The sequence below is a fragment of the Polyangium spumosum genome (genome assembly GCF_009649845.1).
GTDB classification, from domain to species: domain Bacteria; phylum Myxococcota_A; class Polyangia; order Polyangiales; family Polyangiaceae; genus Polyangium; species Polyangium spumosum.
Genome location: NZ_WJIE01000006.1, coordinates 275,463 through 291,564, shown reverse-complemented (window position 1 = coordinate 291,564; position 16,102 = coordinate 275,463). Strand labels below are relative to the sequence as shown.

Genomic DNA, 16,102 nt, shown 5'->3' with positions numbered 1-16,102 from the left:
GCTCCTTTCGCGATCATGGGCCTCGTCAAGGGCACGTGATGGGATAGAGTGCATGCCCCCAAAATGACCGCCGCGATTCTCTCGATTGGTACCGAGCTCACCCGGGGCGAGATCGTCAACACGAACGCCGCGTGGCTCTCCGCGGAGCTGACGGCCGCGGGTTTTTCCGTGGCCGTGAACGACGCGATCCCCGATGACCTCGAGCAGATCGTCGCGACCCTGCGCGCGCTCGCGCAGACGCACCGGCTGGTGGTCGTGACCGGCGGGCTCGGGCCGACGACGGACGACCTCACGGCGGCCGCAGCGGCGAAGGCCGCGGGCGTGTCGCTCGTGCGCGACGAGAGCGCGCTGCTCGCGATCCGGCGGCGCGTGGAGTCGCGCGGCAAGACGATGAACGCGGGGCACGAGAAGCAGGCGGATCTGCCCGCAGGCGCGGATGTCCTGGCGAATGCGGTGGGCTCGGCGCCGGGGTTCTCGATCCCGATCGGCGACACGCCGCTCTTCTTCCTGCCGGGCGTGCCGCGCGAGATGAAGCGCATGTTCAACGACCAGGTGCTGCCGCGGATCCGGCCCTCGGCGCCGAACAACACGTTCCAGGTGCGGCTCCGGACGTACGGGCTCGGCGAGAGCCTCGTGGGGCAGGCGCTCGCGGGCATCGAGGGCTCGCACGCGGGCGTGACGCTCGGGTATCGGGTGCATTTCCCCGAGGTCGACGTGAAGGTGAACGCGCGGGGCGCCAATCGAGAGGTCGCGCGGGACCTGGCGATCCGGGCGGCGGCCGAGGTGAAGGCGCGGCTCGGCGACGTGGTGTACGGCGAGGGCGACGAGGCGTTCGCCGAGATGGTGGGCCGCGCGGTGCGGAGCCGCGGCTACCGGCTGGCGCTCGCGGAGTCGTGCACGGGCGGGCTCATCGCGCACACGCTGACGCGATACCCGGCGAGTGATTACCTCGTGGGCGGCGCGGTGACGTACGCGAACAGCGCGAAGACGCGGCTGCTCGGGGTCTCGGAGGACACGCTGCGCGGGCACGGCGCGGTGTCGGCCGAGGTGGCGGCGGAGATGGCCGAGGGCGTGCGGCGGGTCTGCGAGACGGACGTGGGCCTGTCGGTGACGGGTATCGCGGGGCCGACGGGCGGGACGGCGGAGAAGCCCGTGGGGCTCGTCTACTGGGCCGTCGCGCATCCGGGCGGCACGGTCGTGCGGAGCAAGGTTTTTCAGGGCGAACGCGAGGAGGTGCAAATCGCCGCGGCGTACGCCGTGCTGGACCTCTTGCGCCGGATCGCGCTCGGCTTGCCCGAGCGGGCGCAGTAACGAGCGTTCGGCGCGAACGCGAACGAGCTGCAGAAACAAAAACCCCCTCTCCGCTGCGGAAAGGGGGTTTTCGTTTTCCGGGCGAACGAGCGATTACTTCGCCATCTGCCTGAGCACGTACTGGAGAATGCCGCCGTTCAGGTAGTAATCCGCCTCGTTCGGCGTGTCGATGCGGGCCGTGACGGTGAACTTCTTCGTCGTCCCGTCCGCCTTCTTCGCGACGACCTCGAGCTTCTTGAAGGGCGTGACGCCCTCGGCGATGCCCTTGATGTCGAAGGTCTCGCGCCCGTCGAGGCCGAGCGATTGCGCGTCCTCGCCCGCGGAGAACTCGAGCGGGAGCACGCCCATGCCGACGAGGTTCGAGCGGTGGATGCGCTCGAAGCTCTTGGCGATGACCGCGCGCACGCCGAGGAGCTTGGTGCCCTTGGCCGCCCAGTCACGCGACGAGCCCGTGCCGTACTCGACGCCCGCGAGGACCACGAGCGGCACCTTCTCCTCGGCATACTTCATCGCCGCGTCGTAGATGCTGAGCTTCGTGCCCTCGGGCAGGTGGAGCGTGTTCGGCCCCTCCTCGCCGCCGAGCAGCGCGTTCTTGATGCGGATGTTGGCGAAGGTGCCCCGCATCATGACCTCGTGGTTGCCGCGACGCGCGCCGTACGAGTTGAAGTCGGAGGGCTTCACGCCGTGCTCCATGAGGTAACGCGCCGCAGGGCTCGTCTTGGCGATGTTGCCAGCCGGCGAGATGTGGTCCGTGGTGACGCTGTCGCCGAGGAGCGCGAGCACACGCGCGCCCACGATGTCCGTGAGCGGCTGCGGCTGCTTGCCGAGGTTGTCGAAGAACGGCGGCTTGCGGACGTAGGTGGACTTGTCGTCCCAGGCAAACGTCTTGCCCGCCGGGACGTTGAGCTTCCGCCAGGCGACGTCGCCGACGAGGGCATCGTCGTAGCGGGTCTTGAACTGCTCGCTCTTGACGGCGGCGCGGATGGTGCTTTGGACCTCGTCGTTCGTCGGCCAGATGTCGCGCAGGTAGACGGGCGTGCCGTTGCGATCCTTGCCGATCGGCTCGGAGTACGGGTCCCAGTCCATGTCGCCGCGCAGGGCGTACGCGACGACGAGGGGCGGCGACATGAGGAAGTTCATGCGCACGCTCGGGTTGATGCGGCCCTCGAAGTTGCGGTTGCCGCTGAGCACGCTCGCCGCGACGAGGTCGCCCTTCTTGATCGCGTCGACGATCGAGTCGGGCAGCGCGCCGGAGTTGCCGATGCAGGTGGTGCAGCCGTACCCGACGAGGTGGAAGCCGAGCGCCTCGAGGTACGGGAGCAGGCCCGAAGCCTCGTAATAATCCGCGACGACCTGCGAGCCAGGCGCGCAGGAGGTCTTCACCCAGGGCTTGACGGTGAGGCCCCGCTCGACGGCCTTCTTCGCGAGGATCGCCGCCGCGAGCATGACGGCCGGGTTCGAGGTGTTGGTGCAGGAGGTGATCGCCGCGATGACGACGGAGCCGTGGCGGAGGTTGTACGAGGTGTCGCCCTCCTCGACGGCGACAGGCTTCAGCACCTTGTCGCGGACGAGCATACGCGCCGCGATGGACTCGTCGGTGGGCTTGTCCGCGCTCGGCTCGTCGCACCACTTCGCGACAGACTGCGCGTCGACGTCGGCGAAGCTCTTCTCGATCATCGCGTGCAAGCTCTTGCGGTAGCTCGTGCGCGCCGCGGCGAGGCGGATGCGATCCTGCGGGCGCTTGGGGCCGGCGATCGAGGGCTCGACGGCGCCGAGGTCGAGCTCGAGGGTGTCGCTGAAGACGGGGTCGGGCATGCCCTCGGTGCGGAAGATGCCCTGCTCCTTGCAGTACGCCTCGACGAGCGCGACCTGCTCCTCGGAGCGGCCGGTGAAGCGCAGGAAGTTGATGGTCTCGCCGTCGATGGGGAAGAAGCCGATCGTGGCGCCGTACTCGGGCGCCATGTTGGCGATGGTGGCGCGGTCGGGCAGCGAGAGCGAAGCGAGGCCAGGGCCGTAGAACTCGACGAACTTGCCGACGACCTTCTTCTTGCGGAGCATCTCGGTGACGGTGAGGACGAGGTCGGTCGCGGTGGCGCCCTCGCGAAGGCTGCCCGTGAGCTTGAAGCCGACGACCTCGGGGACGAGCATGGTGACGGGCTGGCCAAGGAGCGCCGCCTCGGCCTCGATGCCGCCGACACCCCAGCCAACGACGCCGAGGCCGTTGATCATGGTGGTGTGCGAGTCGGTGCCGACGAGGGTGTCAGGGAAGGCGCGGCCCTCGGCGTCGGTCATGACGGCGCGGGCGAGGTACTCGAGGTTGACCTGGTGGCAGATGCCGGTGTCGGGCGGGACGACGCGGAAGCTCTCGAACGCCTGCTGGCCCCAGCGGAGGAAGACGTACCGCTCCTCGTTGCGCTGGTACTCGAGCTCGGCGTTACGAACGAGGGAGTCGCGCGTGCCGAAGTAGTTGACCTCGACCGAATGGTCGATGACGAGGTCGGCCGGAGAGAGCGGGTTGATGCGGTTGGGATCGCCGCCCATGCCCGCGAAGGCCTCGCGCATGGCGGCGAGGTCGACGACGGCCGGGACGCCAGTGAAGTCCTGGAGGAGGACACGCGCGGGGTGGAAGGAGATCTCCTGGGATGGCGCGGCCTTGGGATCCCAGCGGAGGACAGCCTCGACATGCTCCTTGCGAACGACACGGCCATCTTCATGGCGGAGGAGGTTCTCGAGGAGGATCCGCAGGGAGACCGGGAGGCGCGCGAGGTCGGCGTCACCCGCGAGGGCCCTGAGGCGGTAGATCGTGTAGGACTTGCCGGAAACCGAGAGGGTGCTCTTTGCACCGAAGCTGTCTGCCATGGGGGTCACCTTGGGGAGCGGCACAGGGTGAGACAAGGGATCCGGAGGCCGCGCGGCGGAAGGCTTCTCAGGAAATAGGGCAGAGAGCAAGAGGGGAGAGACGGAAGAGAAGGGTGCGGGGGTTTTGTCGGAGGGTTTGTGCCTGGGGCTGAAGGGGCGACGGCGGGCGGCTCCTTTTGGGGGGCGGGGCGGTCCCCCCCAAAACGGGCCCCCCCCCGGGGCCCCCCCCCCCCCCGGGCCCCCCCCCCCCCCCCCCCCCCCCCCACCCCCCCCCCCCCCGCCGAGGGCGCGTTCCGTTCAGGCTATCGGCCCAGGAAGCGCATGAGGAAGGTGATGGGGTCGACGGAGACCTGGAGGCGGAGTTCGTTGTGGCCCGCGCCCGCGATGGAGCTGTAGATCCATTGGTGGGCGACCTCGGCCGCGATGCCGCCATTGTAGAGCATGAGGACGAGGCTCGAGCGGGGGCCAATGGCGAAGCCGCCAGCGACGTCGCCAATGACGAGTTTTTCGAGGATGCCGATCGAGGTCTGGTTCGTCCCGAAGAGGGGGCCGGCGCCGGCGGCGACGAAATGGCCAGGGCCGAGGGTGTCGTAGGAGTAACCAGCCTCGGTCCAGACGGAGGTGTAGGAGGCGACGCCGAAGCGGACGCCGAGGCCCGCGTCGAGGGCAAAGGCAGGCTGGGCCGAGCTGCCAGGGACGAAGTGAAAGCTGGCGCCCGGGGAGACGCGCAGGGTGAGCTGGGTCTTGGGCTTGCGTGAATTGCTTTCGATGTAGTTCGGCGCAGGGCCGTAGGCGCCAGGATAAGGCTGCTGGTAGGGGTTCGGCTGCTGGTACGGGTAGGGTTGTTGATAAGGATAGGGTTGCTGATACGGGGAGGGTTGTTGATAGGGATAAGGCTGCTGGTAGGGGTAGGGCTGGGGCGGCGGGTAATACTGCGCCGCGGCGACGGTCGCCTGGAGCGACACGAGGAGGACGGCGGCCGCGGCGAGGGGCTGGGGAGGGACACGTTTCATGGCGAGGAGGTGCGCCGTGCAAGCGGGAGGCCATCGGTCGAGCCGCAGGGTTCGCCCACGAAGGGAGGGCGCCGAGAACGGCGAAACATACGGGCGTGGCAGAAATGTCAGGGGGACGGGGCCCGCTACGGGGCGTCGCAGTAGCCGAATCCAGGGCCGAAGAGGCGCTCCTCTTTGCAGTCGAGGCCCGTCGGGCAATCCAGGTCGTCGCGCGCGTAGCGGCAGAGGGGGTGCCCCACGGCGTCGCAGGAGCTCGTGCACTCGACGGCGGTGTACACGAACGCGGCCTCGTCCCACAGGCCACAACAAATGCCGCCGACATGCGCGCAGTCGTCCGGATCGTCGCAAGGGACGGTCAACGCGAGGCAGGCGTCCGGGGAGGTGCACGCGCTCGTGGGTGTGTCGCCCTGATCGATGCAGCAAATCTCGGAGGGGCCGCAGACGTCGTCCCCACAGTGGACCTCGCGGGCCGACGGCGTCGGGCCGCCGCCTCCTGCCTGGCCCGATGGCGGCTCGTAGTCGCCGAGAAAGCACGCGCTCGCCGCCGAGAGGAGGCCCACCAGCATCAATCGAAGGAGGATCCGGGTGCGCACCATGCCACGACAGGATGGCACGGCAGAGCACGACCGCGAAGTTCACAGGGACCGTCGATCACGCTTTCACGCGCGGCTCGCCCTCGGCCGGCGTTTTCCAGGGATCTCGCGCGAGCCCGTCGAGCAGGCGCCCATGCACGAGGTCCGACACGGCGCGCACGTCGGACAGGCCAAACGGCGCGAGCGCGCCCGACATCACGAGGACGGCGAGGCCCTGGTGCATTGCAAAGGCAGAGATCACGCAGGGGAGCGGCTCGCCTTCGCCGAAATACCCCGCCGCCTGCGCCTCCGCGATGTACCGGTACAAGAGGCCGACGCTGCGCTCCCGGCCGGCCACGACCGCAGGGTCGTTCGGGTCGGCGTCAGCCGCGAACATGGCCTGGAAATAACCCGGGTGGTCGATCGCGAAGCGCACGTAGGCGTGCGCCCCCGCGAGGAACCGCGCCCGAAGGTCGGGCCCCGCCGCCGCGAGCGCCGCTTCGACCGCGTCCGCGAGGCGATGCGCCCCCTCGGCCGAGAGCGCCGTGAGCAGCGCCCGCTTGTCGGCAAAATGCCGGTAGGGCGCCGCATGCGAGACGCCCACCCGCCGCGCGAGCTCGCGCAGCGTGAACCCCATCGGCCCACGCTCCTCGATGAGCGCGAGCGCGCCCTCCCGGAGAGCCCGAGGCAGGTCGCCATGGTGATACGGGCGAGGCGGTCGGCGCGGCACGAGACCCATCCTACCACGCGCGTCCGGGGCGAATGTAGACGAACGCAACATTCGATGTTGCCGGTGGAAACTTTGGCATGTTGGCGATGTCTACATGGGCAGGAGGAGAGCTCATGACGACGATCCGAACCCGAACCGACCTCGAAGCTCGCTTGCTCGCGTCCGTCGCCCGGGTGCGCCCGATCGCGGAGGCGCACGCGGACGCATCGAACGAGGCGGCCACGCTGCACCCGGCGGTGGTGGAGGTGATGAAGCAGGAGGGGCTGTTCGCGCTCGCCGCGCCCAGGGAGGTCGGCGGGCAAGGGGCCGACGGGCGCACGCAGCTCGTGGTCTACGAGGCGATGGCACACGCGGACCCGTCCGCAGGCTGGGCGCTGATGATCGGGGCGATCATGAACGGGATGATGGGCGCGTATCTGCCAGAGGCGGCAGCGCGGGTGATCTTCGCGGAAGGAATGCCGACGTCGGCGGGGCTGCAGGTGCCGACGGGGAAGGCGCGGCGGGTGCCGGGGGGGTTCGAGGTGACGGGGCGATGGGCGTTCGGGAGCGGGATCCGGCACGCGAGCTGGGTGTACACGGCCGCGGTGATCGAGGGGCCGGTCGAGGGAGGGCCGCCGGCGTTCCTGCAATTCGCGGTGCCCGTGAAGCGGGTGACGATCGAGGATACGTGGAACACGGCGTTTTTGCGGGGGAGCGGGAGCAACCATTACCGCATGGAGGCGGTGTTCGTGGAGGAGGCGTTCACGTGTCCGTATCCGGCGGCGCCGCGGAGGCGGGGCGGGGCGTATTTCGAGCTGCCGTTCATCGCGATGGTGACGCCCGGGCACATCGGATTCGCGCTCGGGGTGGCGCGGCGAGCGCTCGAGGAGATCACGGCGATCGCGCCGCGCCGGATCAAGGCCTGGCACGGGGAGGCGCTCGCCGCACAATCGAGCTTCCGGGTGGAGCTCGGCCGGAGGCGCGCGGCCCTCGACGCCGCGTGCGCGCTCGCCCGCGAGGTGGTCGAGATGTCGATGCAAAAAGCCGAGGCAGGGGCGCCGCTGTCGCCCGAAGATTGGGCCTCGGTGCGGGCGGCGACGACGTATACGACGGAGGTCGCCGCGGAGGTGACGTCGTTTGCGTTCCGGGCAGGTGGGTCGAGCGCGATTTACGCGGGCACGGTGCTCGAGCGGTGCTTCCGGGACATCCACGCGGCCGCGCAGCACATCGCCGCGACGGACGACGCATACGATTACGCGGCGCGCGTGAGGATGGGGGAGACACCTTCCAATCCGCTGCTCTTGCCGCGGGGTTTGGCCTAGAAACCAGCGCCGAAGCTGATGTACCCGAAGGGCAGGACGCCGACGGCGGTGGGGTCGTCTCCGAAGACGTTGAACCCGGGACCGATGAGCGCCATCGCGCCGACGCGGAACTGGAAGCCCGCGCCGTCCACGGGGTGCAAGCGATAGCCGACCATGGCGGTGCCATACGCGCCGACGCCCGAGCCCGAGGCGCTCGAGCCGAAGCTGTTCGACGCCTGCGCGGTCGCATACGTGATCGAGACGCCGCCGCCGGCCTCGAGCGCGTGCTTGCCACTTCGAAGGCCGAGGTAGCTGGCCGTGATGGGGAAGGTCAAGAGGCTCGCGCTCGCGCTCGACGACCCCGCCCCCGTGTCGATCGAGGCCCCGATCGAGATGTAGCTGATGCCGACGCGCACGCCGAGGTCGTCGATGACGCGGCGCTCGTAATTGAGCGAGTACCAGAGGCCGGCCCCGAGGCCCTCGGCGTAGACCGAGTTCGGCGCGGGTTTGTCCTTGGTGTCTTCCTTGGGCTCGGCCGGTGCCGCAGCCGGCGGAGGCGCAGCCGGCGGAGGCGCGGCCGCAGGCGGAGCCTCGGCCGCAGGAGGAGCGGCCTGGCCCTCGGGCGCGGGCGGCGCCGCCTCGCCCTCCTGCGCGAACGCGACGCTTGGTGTCAGGAGAAGAAGGGCGCTTGCCGCAATGCAATAGGACGAAATGGTGGCCATGGGACCTCCCTGAAGAAATGGGTGAAGCCCCAAAGCACATGAAATGGTCCGCTCGGTCAAGCGAAAAAGCCCGTCCAGGACGTGGTAATTCCACTGCTCAGTCAATCGAGTGCGAATCCGGTTGCGCGCTTTTTACCGCTACGTATGGAGGCTGGGTTTATTCAAGGTTCATTGCACAAAAAAGAAGCGCGGCGGGCCCCCCGACCCGCCGCCTCCCATTGCTACCCCCGCGGGTGGCGGCCCCCCCGAGCCGCCACCCTCGTCGACCGCGACCCGCGCAGAGGACGGCCCCCCCGAACCGTCACCCCACGATTGCCGCGTCCCCCGATGGCGGCCCCCCCGAGCCGCCACCCCCGATGCATGACGAGGCCTGGCCTAGCCGCGCGCGCGCTGCTTGCGCGTGGCCGTCACCGCCTGACCACGCGCGCCGCCACGCGCCATCCCCTTCTGTCCACCACGCACGCCGCTCTGGCCACCACGCGCCGCGCCGCCGCTCTGCGACTGCGTCCGCGACGCCCCCTGGCCACGCGCCGCCGGGGCCTTCTGGGTGCTCGCCGCCTTGCGCGACTGCGTCCGCGACGCCCCGCCCGCCGCCGCGCCGCCGGTCCGCTTCTGCGCCGCCGCCGCGCCACGCTTCGCCGGGGCCGCCTTCGCCGCCCCGCCACGCTTCGCCGCCGCGCCGCCACGCTTCGCCGCCGCGCCGCCACGCTTCGCCGGCGCCGCCGCGCGCTTCGGCATCGCGCGCTTCGCAGGCGCCCGCTTCCGCGGCGCCGCAGCCTTCTTCGCCCCGGGCGCCTGCGCGGCCACCTGGCGCGCCGCGATGCCCAGGCTGCGCTCCAGGATCGGGCGGTGCCCCTCGGCGAGCCGCTCCGTGAACCGCGACTGGAGCCGGTCGCCGAGCTGCTCGAGCTGCTCGCGCTCCATCTCCCCCTCCGCCTGGGGCAGGAGCTCGCTCTCCTCCTCCTCGACGTGGTTCATCACGATGTCCTTCAGCGCGCCGAGCTTGGCCGAGAACGTCTCGTCGCCCACGCTGACCGACATCAGCCGGTAGAGCGCGAAATCCGCCACCGCGTGCTCCTCGAAGGCCTCGCGGATGCGACCGCTCGGGCCGAGCACCTCCATCGCCGCCGGGTAGAAGATCTCTTCCTCGATCGAGGTGTGCGCGGCGAGCGCGTTGGCCAGCTCCTCGCGCAACGAGGCGCGCTCGTCCTCGTCCTCGGCACCCTCGATCTCGCGGAACAACTCTTCGACTTCGCGGTGATGTTGCTTGAGTAGGTCGGTCGCCTTCATGTCGAGCTCCTCAATCCGTTCCTTCTCGGCGCGTCGCGCCTCGCCGAGGCGGCGCCCTTCGTTCGTGCTCGCGGCTCCTTGCGCGTGGCATGCCAAGCTCGAAGGGCCCCGCCAAAAAGCGAGGGACGGACGCGCCAAAGCCCCAGGACGGTTCCCCCGAACCGAGGCCAGGACCCACGCAAAAGCACGCGCAAAACGAGGCAACGAGCCGAGGCGGAGGCCAGGGCCGCGTGTCTCCGGCGAAGGCCCACGCCCCGCTCGTCCCGCGCGCCGGCACACACGCCTCGGAGCAGCGTGACCGCGCGCGGCCGGCGCAGTTGATCCCCGGGGTGGCACGGAGATGCGCACACGCGGATCACGCGGCGCGCGCGCACGGGCAACAAAGGAGCAGACGGCTAGAGCGCGGGCGGCGCCTCGCCCTCCACGAACACGAACGACGGGGGGTGGGTCGAGACCATGCGGATCACGACGGCGTCATGGTCACGCGCGCCAGGCCCGATCACGAACGGATCGAGGCCCTCATCGAGCGCGGCGCCAAAATCCACCGCGGAAAACCAGGACGCGACGTCGAACCGGACCTCGAGCCGCGAGGTCGCCTCGGTCACCGTTCCCTCGACCTGCGTGGTCGGCACGGCGCGCTGGCCCCGAAAGAGCGGGACGACGTCGATGTTGGCCTCGAACCGGACGGACGTGCCCGCGCGGCTCGCCACGCCCCGCACGCGCGCCGAGTGCCCCCCCGGCGCCTCGGGCGCCGCCGCGGCCTCCTGCTGCGGCAAGAACCAGTGGATCCCGTAATCGTACGAGGCGCTCCGCACGTCCCCCGCGAACCCCTCGTACGTGCCGAGCGGCGCCTCGGCCATGGCGAGGGCGTCGACGGCCGTGACGCGCCGGATCTCCCCGATCGCCGCCTCGCAGAGGGTGGCCGAGCCCGAGGCGCTGGCGCAAAAATACGCAGGCCCGAAGGCCACACGCGCCTCGTCCAGCGTGACGGTGACATCGTCCACGACGAATTCGTTCGTCGCAGGAGAGGTAAAAACCGCCGGGAACGAAACCTCGGGCTGTCCGGTGCCGGACCCGCAAGCGGCGAGGACGGGGACAAACACGAGGAGCGAGCGCAGGAGACGTCGCATGGCAGACCTCGGGCTCAGAGGTGAAAGGTCAGATTGCCGAGGATCGTGAGCGGCGATCCGGCGGAAATGTGGCGCGCGGGCAGATGCGAGGGGATGTCGCTCGTCCGCCAGTCGGAGACGAAGACGTACTCGGTGTCGGCGTAGCGGGCATTCAAGAGGTTCGTGGCGTCGACGCCGATCTCCACGAAATCGCGGCGCAGGCCGAGCGAAGCGTCGACGACGAAGACGGCGCGGGCCTCCTGGGCATACGGGAGCGGGCGCGGCGAGAGGAAGGTGGCGCCGTAACCCGCGCGGCCGACGAGGGGTTTGCCGAGGAGCTTGGCGAGCGGGCGTCGATAGGAGACGTCGGCCCGGACGACGACGGGCGGGACGAAGGGGAGCGATTGTCCCTCGACGTAGGGCGGCGTGGGGTTCTCCGGGGTCGGGGGCGGCGGAGAATCGAGGGTGGCGCGGACGAACGTGGCCGAGAGGGAGGCATTGAAGCCGCTGACGGGGCTCGCCTGGAGGTGGGCGACGAGGCCACGGCGGGTGGTCGGGCCGATGCGCTCGAGCCGGCCTTCCTCGGGGTCGAAGGCGAGGTCGTAGGAGAGGCGGGTCTCGTAGGCGACGAGGGTGGTGGTGATGCGGGCGGGCTCGTACGTGAAACGGGCGCCGGCCTCGTAGCTGTGGACCTTGGCGAAGGGCGCCTGCTCGCCCTCCTCGAGCTGCCGGGCCTGCGGGGAGCGATACCCCTGGCCATACGCGGCGAAGAGGCGCAAGGAGGGCAAGGGGTCGACCTCGAGCGTGGCGCGCGGGCCCCAGGCGATGCCGGCGGCGGTGCGGCGATAACCGACGAAATGGGTCTCCTCGCGGGTCGAGGGAATCCGGTTGCCGAGGCGGTCGTCGATGTCGAAGGAGATGAGGTCGGCGCGCAGGCCGCCGCGCAGGCGCGCCCAGCGGGTGACGGTGAAGAGGGCGTCGGCGTAGGCGCCGGCGCGGAGCGAGCTCAGGCTCGTGTCGACGCGGCGGTCCCAGGTCTCGTTTTGCGGGGCCTCGAGGAGGTTCTGGGCCTGGTCGATGGAGTGGATCTCGGCGTCGCCGCCGAGCGTGAGCTGGGCCTTGAGCCAGGAGGCGGCCTCGTAGCGGCGGGTGCGGTAGGAGGCGCGGGCGCCGAAGCCTGCGTCGGCGTTCGATTGCTCGATGAGGTCGCCGCGGCCGGCCCAGGTGGGCCGCTGGCGCGAGCGCTGGGTGTAGCCGGTGAAATTGAGGCGACTGCGGTAGGTGGCGTGGGCGCCCCAGAGGCCGAAGGAGGCCTCGGAGCCGTCGTCGCCATTGCGCTGGAGGGAAAAACTCGCCTGGGCGCGGGTGGCCGCGGCCGACTGCGAGCGGGCGGAGGTGTCGGGGTAGGCGCCATAAAAATCGACGATACGATTGTCGATGTCGGCGCGGCGGAGGACGCCGGCGACGCCGGAGCGGGCGCCGTAGGCGGAGACGTGGACGAGGGCGGAGAGGTCGCCCGGGAGCTCGAAGCGGTACTGTCCGGTAAAACCGCCGGAGAGGCCGCCGCGCGTGCCGTCGCCGAAGCCGTCCGTGGTGCGGACGACGGCGGCGCCGAAGGTCTCCTCGGATTGGCCGGCGGGCGCGAAGACGGCGACGAGGCGCTTCGTGTCGAAGGAGCCGTACGTCGCGGTGGCGCGGACGCCGCGCTCCTCGACGCCGAGGTCGAAATCGACGCTGCCCGCGACGGCGAAATCGCCCTGGTGCGGATCGTAGACGCCCTCGAGGACGCGCACGCTGCGCACGGTCTCGGGGATCAGGACGTTGAGGTCGGCATACCCCTGGCCGTGAATATGGGAGGGTTGATTGAGGGGGACCGTGCCGGCGAGGGTGAACTGGATGTCCTGGCCATGATCGGCGTCGAAGCCGCGGAGATAGACGCGCTGGGCGACGGCGTCGCCCTCGGGGCGCATGACGTGAATGCCAGGCGCGGATTTGAGGATGTCGGCGGCCGTGGGGCGCGGGGCGCTGTCGAGGACGGCGCGGCCGATACGAAAATCGGAGGCGCCGCGGCGCGGAGGGTTCGGCCGGCCCTGGACGTGAATCTCGATGGGTTTGCCCGGCTCGGCGACGGCGTGAGGTAATGCGAGGCCGGAGTCGAGCTCGGCCGGATGGTCGTGTTTGTCGGGGTGGTGTTGGTCCGCGGGGTGGGATTTGTCCGCGTGCGTGGGCGCAGCGCCGTCCGGGGGCGTCTCGGCGGGGGCGCCGGGCGGGACGGGGACGGGCGGATGGGGCTCGGGGGCGAAATGGAAGGGGACGCGGATACGAGCCCGGATGGGGACGCCGTCGCGGGTGGCCGGGCTGAAGCGCCAGCGGCGGACGGCGGCGAGGGCGGCGGCGTCGAAGGCCTCGCCGCCGGAGACGGCGATCTGCGCGTCACCGACGGTGCCGTTTCGCTCGACGGTGACGAGGACCTCGACGTTGGTGTCGATGCCCTGGGCGAGCTTGTCCGGGGGATACACGGCGTCGACGTGCTCGACGACGGTGGGAAGGGTGACGTTGGCCGGCGCCGCGGGGGCCTTGGGGCCGGGCGGCTGGGCGGACGCGGGGCGCGCAGCGAGGAGGCCCGCAGCTAGGGCGATGGCGTGTGACCATCGAGACAAAACGCTCCTCAACCGATCCTCCGTCGGGCCCCTTCGGATGGGTGCTTTACACGGGGAGGGCGGGGAGAGGAACGCGAAAATCGCGCGGGGATGCGGATCTCACTCGATCGTCCCCCAGACCCGCATCGCCGCCGCCGTGTCGGGGTCGAGCGTCGCCGGCTCCCGCTTTTGCCACTCCGAGCGGGTGGCCTGGTCGCGCGCCATGATCCGGCGGAAGAGGGCCATGGCCGCGTGGGGGAGGGTCTCGCGGCGGTTGAAGGCGCAGGTCGGGTCGATCTCGAGGTCGCAGAGGAACGGCGCGGCGTCGTAGCGGCCCGTCATGATGAGGTCGCCCCAGCGGGCGGAGAAGCGATCGTCGAGGGTGGCGATCTGCGGCTCGAAGGAGCTGTCCTCGAGGCCCGAGGCGACGGCGGAGAGGTCGCGGCCGAGGCCGGGGCGCGAGAAGGAAATGCCGAGCGCAGAAAGCGTGGTCTGGCTCAGGTCCCAGATCTCGGTGGGCAGGTTGACGTGGGCGCCGCCGTAGCGGGCGTCCGGGAAGCGGACGTAGAGCGGCAGGGTGAGCAGGGGCTCGGCGAGGTCGTCGCCCTCGGCGTAGAGGGCGGAGGCGCCGGAGGCGACGTCGCCGGTGACGACGAAGACGGAGCTCTCCCAGATGCCGGCGGTCTTGAGGGCGGCGACGAGGTTGCCGAGGGCGCGGTCCTGCGCGGCCATGGCGGTGGCCTCGAGGGCCCGGACGCGCTCCTGATCCTGGGCGGAGAGGACGTCCTTCTTGTTCTTCCGTTTCCGCAGGATCGCGAGCTGCTGGGCCCCGCGGCGTGGCTCGATGATGCCGGTGTAGTTGCTCGGCGGGAGCTGGGCCTGCTCCTTGGGCGAGACGTCCCAGGGCGGATGGCCGCCGCGGGCGTGCACGACGAGCAGCAGGCGGGCCTCGGGCGACTGGCGGAGGACCTCGGTGAGCCAGGCGGCGGCGTCGTCGAGGGGGGCGGTGGCGGGGTCGTTGCCGTAGGGCGGATACTGGACGAAATGCTCCCAGCCCTCGCCGAACCCGAACGATTTGAAGGTGGCGGGGACGCCGGTGAACATGGCCGCGCGGATGCTGGCGTCGTGGGCGACGGCGCCGAGGGTGGTGTTCGAGGCGGGCAAGCGGGCGCCGAAATCGGTGAAGGTATGGGCCCGCGGGGGCATGGCCGTGAGCAAGGAGGCGACGACGCTGCCCGGGAAGGTGGTGGGGGCGCGGTGGCGGTTGAAGGTGGTCGCCGTGAGGGCGAGCTCGGAGAGGGTGGGGAGCTGCGGCGTGGGGCCCGCATGCCAAGGCGGGAGGCTGTCGCGGTCCATGCCGTTCATGACGACGAGGACGACGGCGCGGGCCTTGGAGGTGGCCGGAGGCGGGGCCGCCGGCAGGACGATGACGGGGTCGCCGAAGAGGACGCGGGCGCCCTGGGAGGTGCCCTCGGCGCTGAGCTCGAGGGTGGCGAGGGGGCCGCCCTGGAGGTCGAGGGGGAAGTCGAGGTCGGTCCAGGTGGCCTTGTCGCCGCCGGTGAGGTGCTGGGTGAAGAGCTCGACGGGCTTCTGTCCGTCGCGGAGGAGGCGGAAGACCGCGTCGGCCTCGCCGGGGCCGAGGACACCCACGGAGGCGCGGAGGCGCGCCCCCGGCGGGAAGCGGAGGGTGCAGCGGACGGCGCCAGGGCCGCGGAGGGCGATCGAGCGGTGCGGGACGGCCGAGAGGGCCGCCCGGGGGAGGATGACGTCGCGGAGGGTGGGCGGGCCGTAGGTGGCGGTGCTCTCGTCGGGGACGCCGATGCGGATCCAGTCGAGGTCGGCGAGGGGATCGCCGGACCGAGCGCGGCCCATGAAGCGGAAGGTGAGGGTGTGGAGGCCGGGATCGACGGGGAGGGAGGTGGCCCCGGTGGTGGCGATGCGGATCTGGTCACGCTGGAAGTTGAGGGTGCCGAGGGGCTGGCCGTCGAGAGAGACGGTGGCCGCGCGGGCGCCGAAGCCCATGGAGCGGGCGGCGACGAAGATGGGGCTCGCCTCGGGCTGGACGAAGGCGACGCGGAGGGTGCGGTTCGAGACGCGCATCCAGGTGGATGCGTCGTGCTCGATGATATCGATGCCCCGCGGGGCGGTGCCGGTCCAGGCGAAGCGGCCGATCATGGCCTCGGTGCCGGTGTCGAGCAGCAGGCCGCGGTGCTCGAGGTCGCAACCAGGGACCAGGTCGACGACGTCGGCGATGGTCCGCGCGGGTGAAGGCGGCTGGGGCGCGGCGGCGCTGGCGCTCGGCGCTGGCTTGCCGTCCTCGCGGCTCGCGCCGGGGCTGCATCCGCGGCCACAAGCGCTCGCGCCGAGCGCGAGGGCGAGGAGGGACGAGAGGACGAGCGGGGCAGAACGGGTCAACGCGACCAGGGTGGCGCGATGCGCAGGCGCGTCAAGCGGGGTTGTGGGGGTTCTTGTTGTAGATAGCTCACCAAAAAAGCCCTCCGCGGGGGTCGCGAAGGACGTTCGTTCCGGCCTCGGCGCCTCCGCGGCGGTCGGGAAGGCGTCGCGGAAAATCGAGTC

General features: G+C 70.8%; 11 protein-coding genes. 2 read left to right on the top strand and 9 right to left on the bottom strand.

Annotated features, from left to right (window positions below; translation table 11 throughout):
- Positions 1-63 precede the first annotated feature (63 nt).
- Entirely contained in the window at positions 64-1,311 is a 1,248-nt protein-coding gene (locus GF068_RS22165) for a competence/damage-inducible protein A (RefSeq protein WP_153821435.1), read from the top strand.
- A 93-nt stretch (positions 1,312-1,404) separates the two neighbouring features.
- Here GF068_RS22165 and acnA read toward each other — a convergent pair whose 3' ends face one another.
- The 4 genes from acnA to GF068_RS22140 all read right to left on the bottom strand — a co-directional run bounded on the left by acnA (position 1,405) and on the right by GF068_RS22140 (position 6,485).
- Positions 1,405-4,170, bottom strand: coding sequence for an aconitate hydratase AcnA (gene acnA, locus GF068_RS22160; RefSeq protein ID WP_153821434.1), 2,766 nt, complete (start codon positions 4,168-4,170; stop codon positions 1,405-1,407).
- A 302-nt stretch (positions 4,171-4,472) separates the two neighbouring features.
- Positions 4,473-5,183, bottom strand: a complete 711-nt coding sequence (locus GF068_RS22150) for a hypothetical protein (protein ID WP_153821432.1) — start codon at positions 5,181-5,183, stop codon at positions 4,473-4,475.
- Between the two features lie 125 nt (positions 5,184-5,308).
- On the bottom strand, positions 5,309-5,749 hold the full coding sequence (locus GF068_RS22145) for a hypothetical protein (RefSeq protein WP_153821431.1): 441 nt from the start codon (positions 5,747-5,749) through the stop codon (positions 5,309-5,311).
- 85 nt (positions 5,750-5,834) lie between these two features.
- On the bottom strand, positions 5,835-6,485 hold the full coding sequence (locus tag GF068_RS22140) for a TetR/AcrR family transcriptional regulator (protein WP_338046506.1): 651 nt from the start codon (positions 6,483-6,485) through the stop codon (positions 5,835-5,837).
- A gap of 113 nt (positions 6,486-6,598) precedes the next feature.
- Here GF068_RS22140 and GF068_RS22135 point away from each other — a divergent pair, with 113 nt between their 5' ends.
- Positions 6,599-7,786, top strand: coding sequence for an acyl-CoA dehydrogenase family protein (locus GF068_RS22135; protein ID WP_153821429.1), 1,188 nt, complete (start codon positions 6,599-6,601; stop codon positions 7,784-7,786).
- Here GF068_RS22135 and GF068_RS22130 read toward each other — a convergent pair.
- From GF068_RS22130 to GF068_RS22110, 5 genes are all read right to left on the bottom strand, one after another.
- Positions 7,783-8,487: a hypothetical protein gene (locus GF068_RS22130; RefSeq protein WP_153821428.1), complete on the bottom strand. Its 705-nt coding sequence runs from the start codon at positions 8,485-8,487 to the stop codon at positions 7,783-7,785. The genes GF068_RS22135 and GF068_RS22130 overlap by 4 nt on opposite strands.
- 375 nt (positions 8,488-8,862) lie before the next feature.
- On the bottom strand, positions 8,863-9,777 hold the full coding sequence (locus GF068_RS22125) for a hemerythrin domain-containing protein (protein ID WP_153821427.1): 915 nt from the start codon (positions 9,775-9,777) through the stop codon (positions 8,863-8,865).
- 395 nt (positions 9,778-10,172) lie between these two features.
- Positions 10,173-10,907 carry a hypothetical protein gene (locus GF068_RS22120; RefSeq protein WP_153821426.1) on the bottom strand — a complete coding sequence of 245 codons (735 nt, stop codon included), beginning with the start codon at positions 10,905-10,907 and terminating at the stop codon, positions 10,173-10,175.
- A 14-nt stretch (positions 10,908-10,921) separates the two neighbouring features.
- Positions 10,922-13,546, bottom strand: a complete 2,625-nt coding sequence (locus tag GF068_RS22115; protein ID WP_153821425.1) for a TonB-dependent receptor domain-containing protein — start codon at positions 13,544-13,546, stop codon at positions 10,922-10,924.
- A 99-nt stretch (positions 13,547-13,645) separates the two neighbouring features.
- Entirely contained in the window at positions 13,646-15,940 is a 2,295-nt protein-coding gene (locus tag GF068_RS22110) for a sulfatase-like hydrolase/transferase (RefSeq protein WP_153821424.1), read from the bottom strand.
- Between the last annotated feature and the right edge of the window lie 162 nt (positions 15,941-16,102).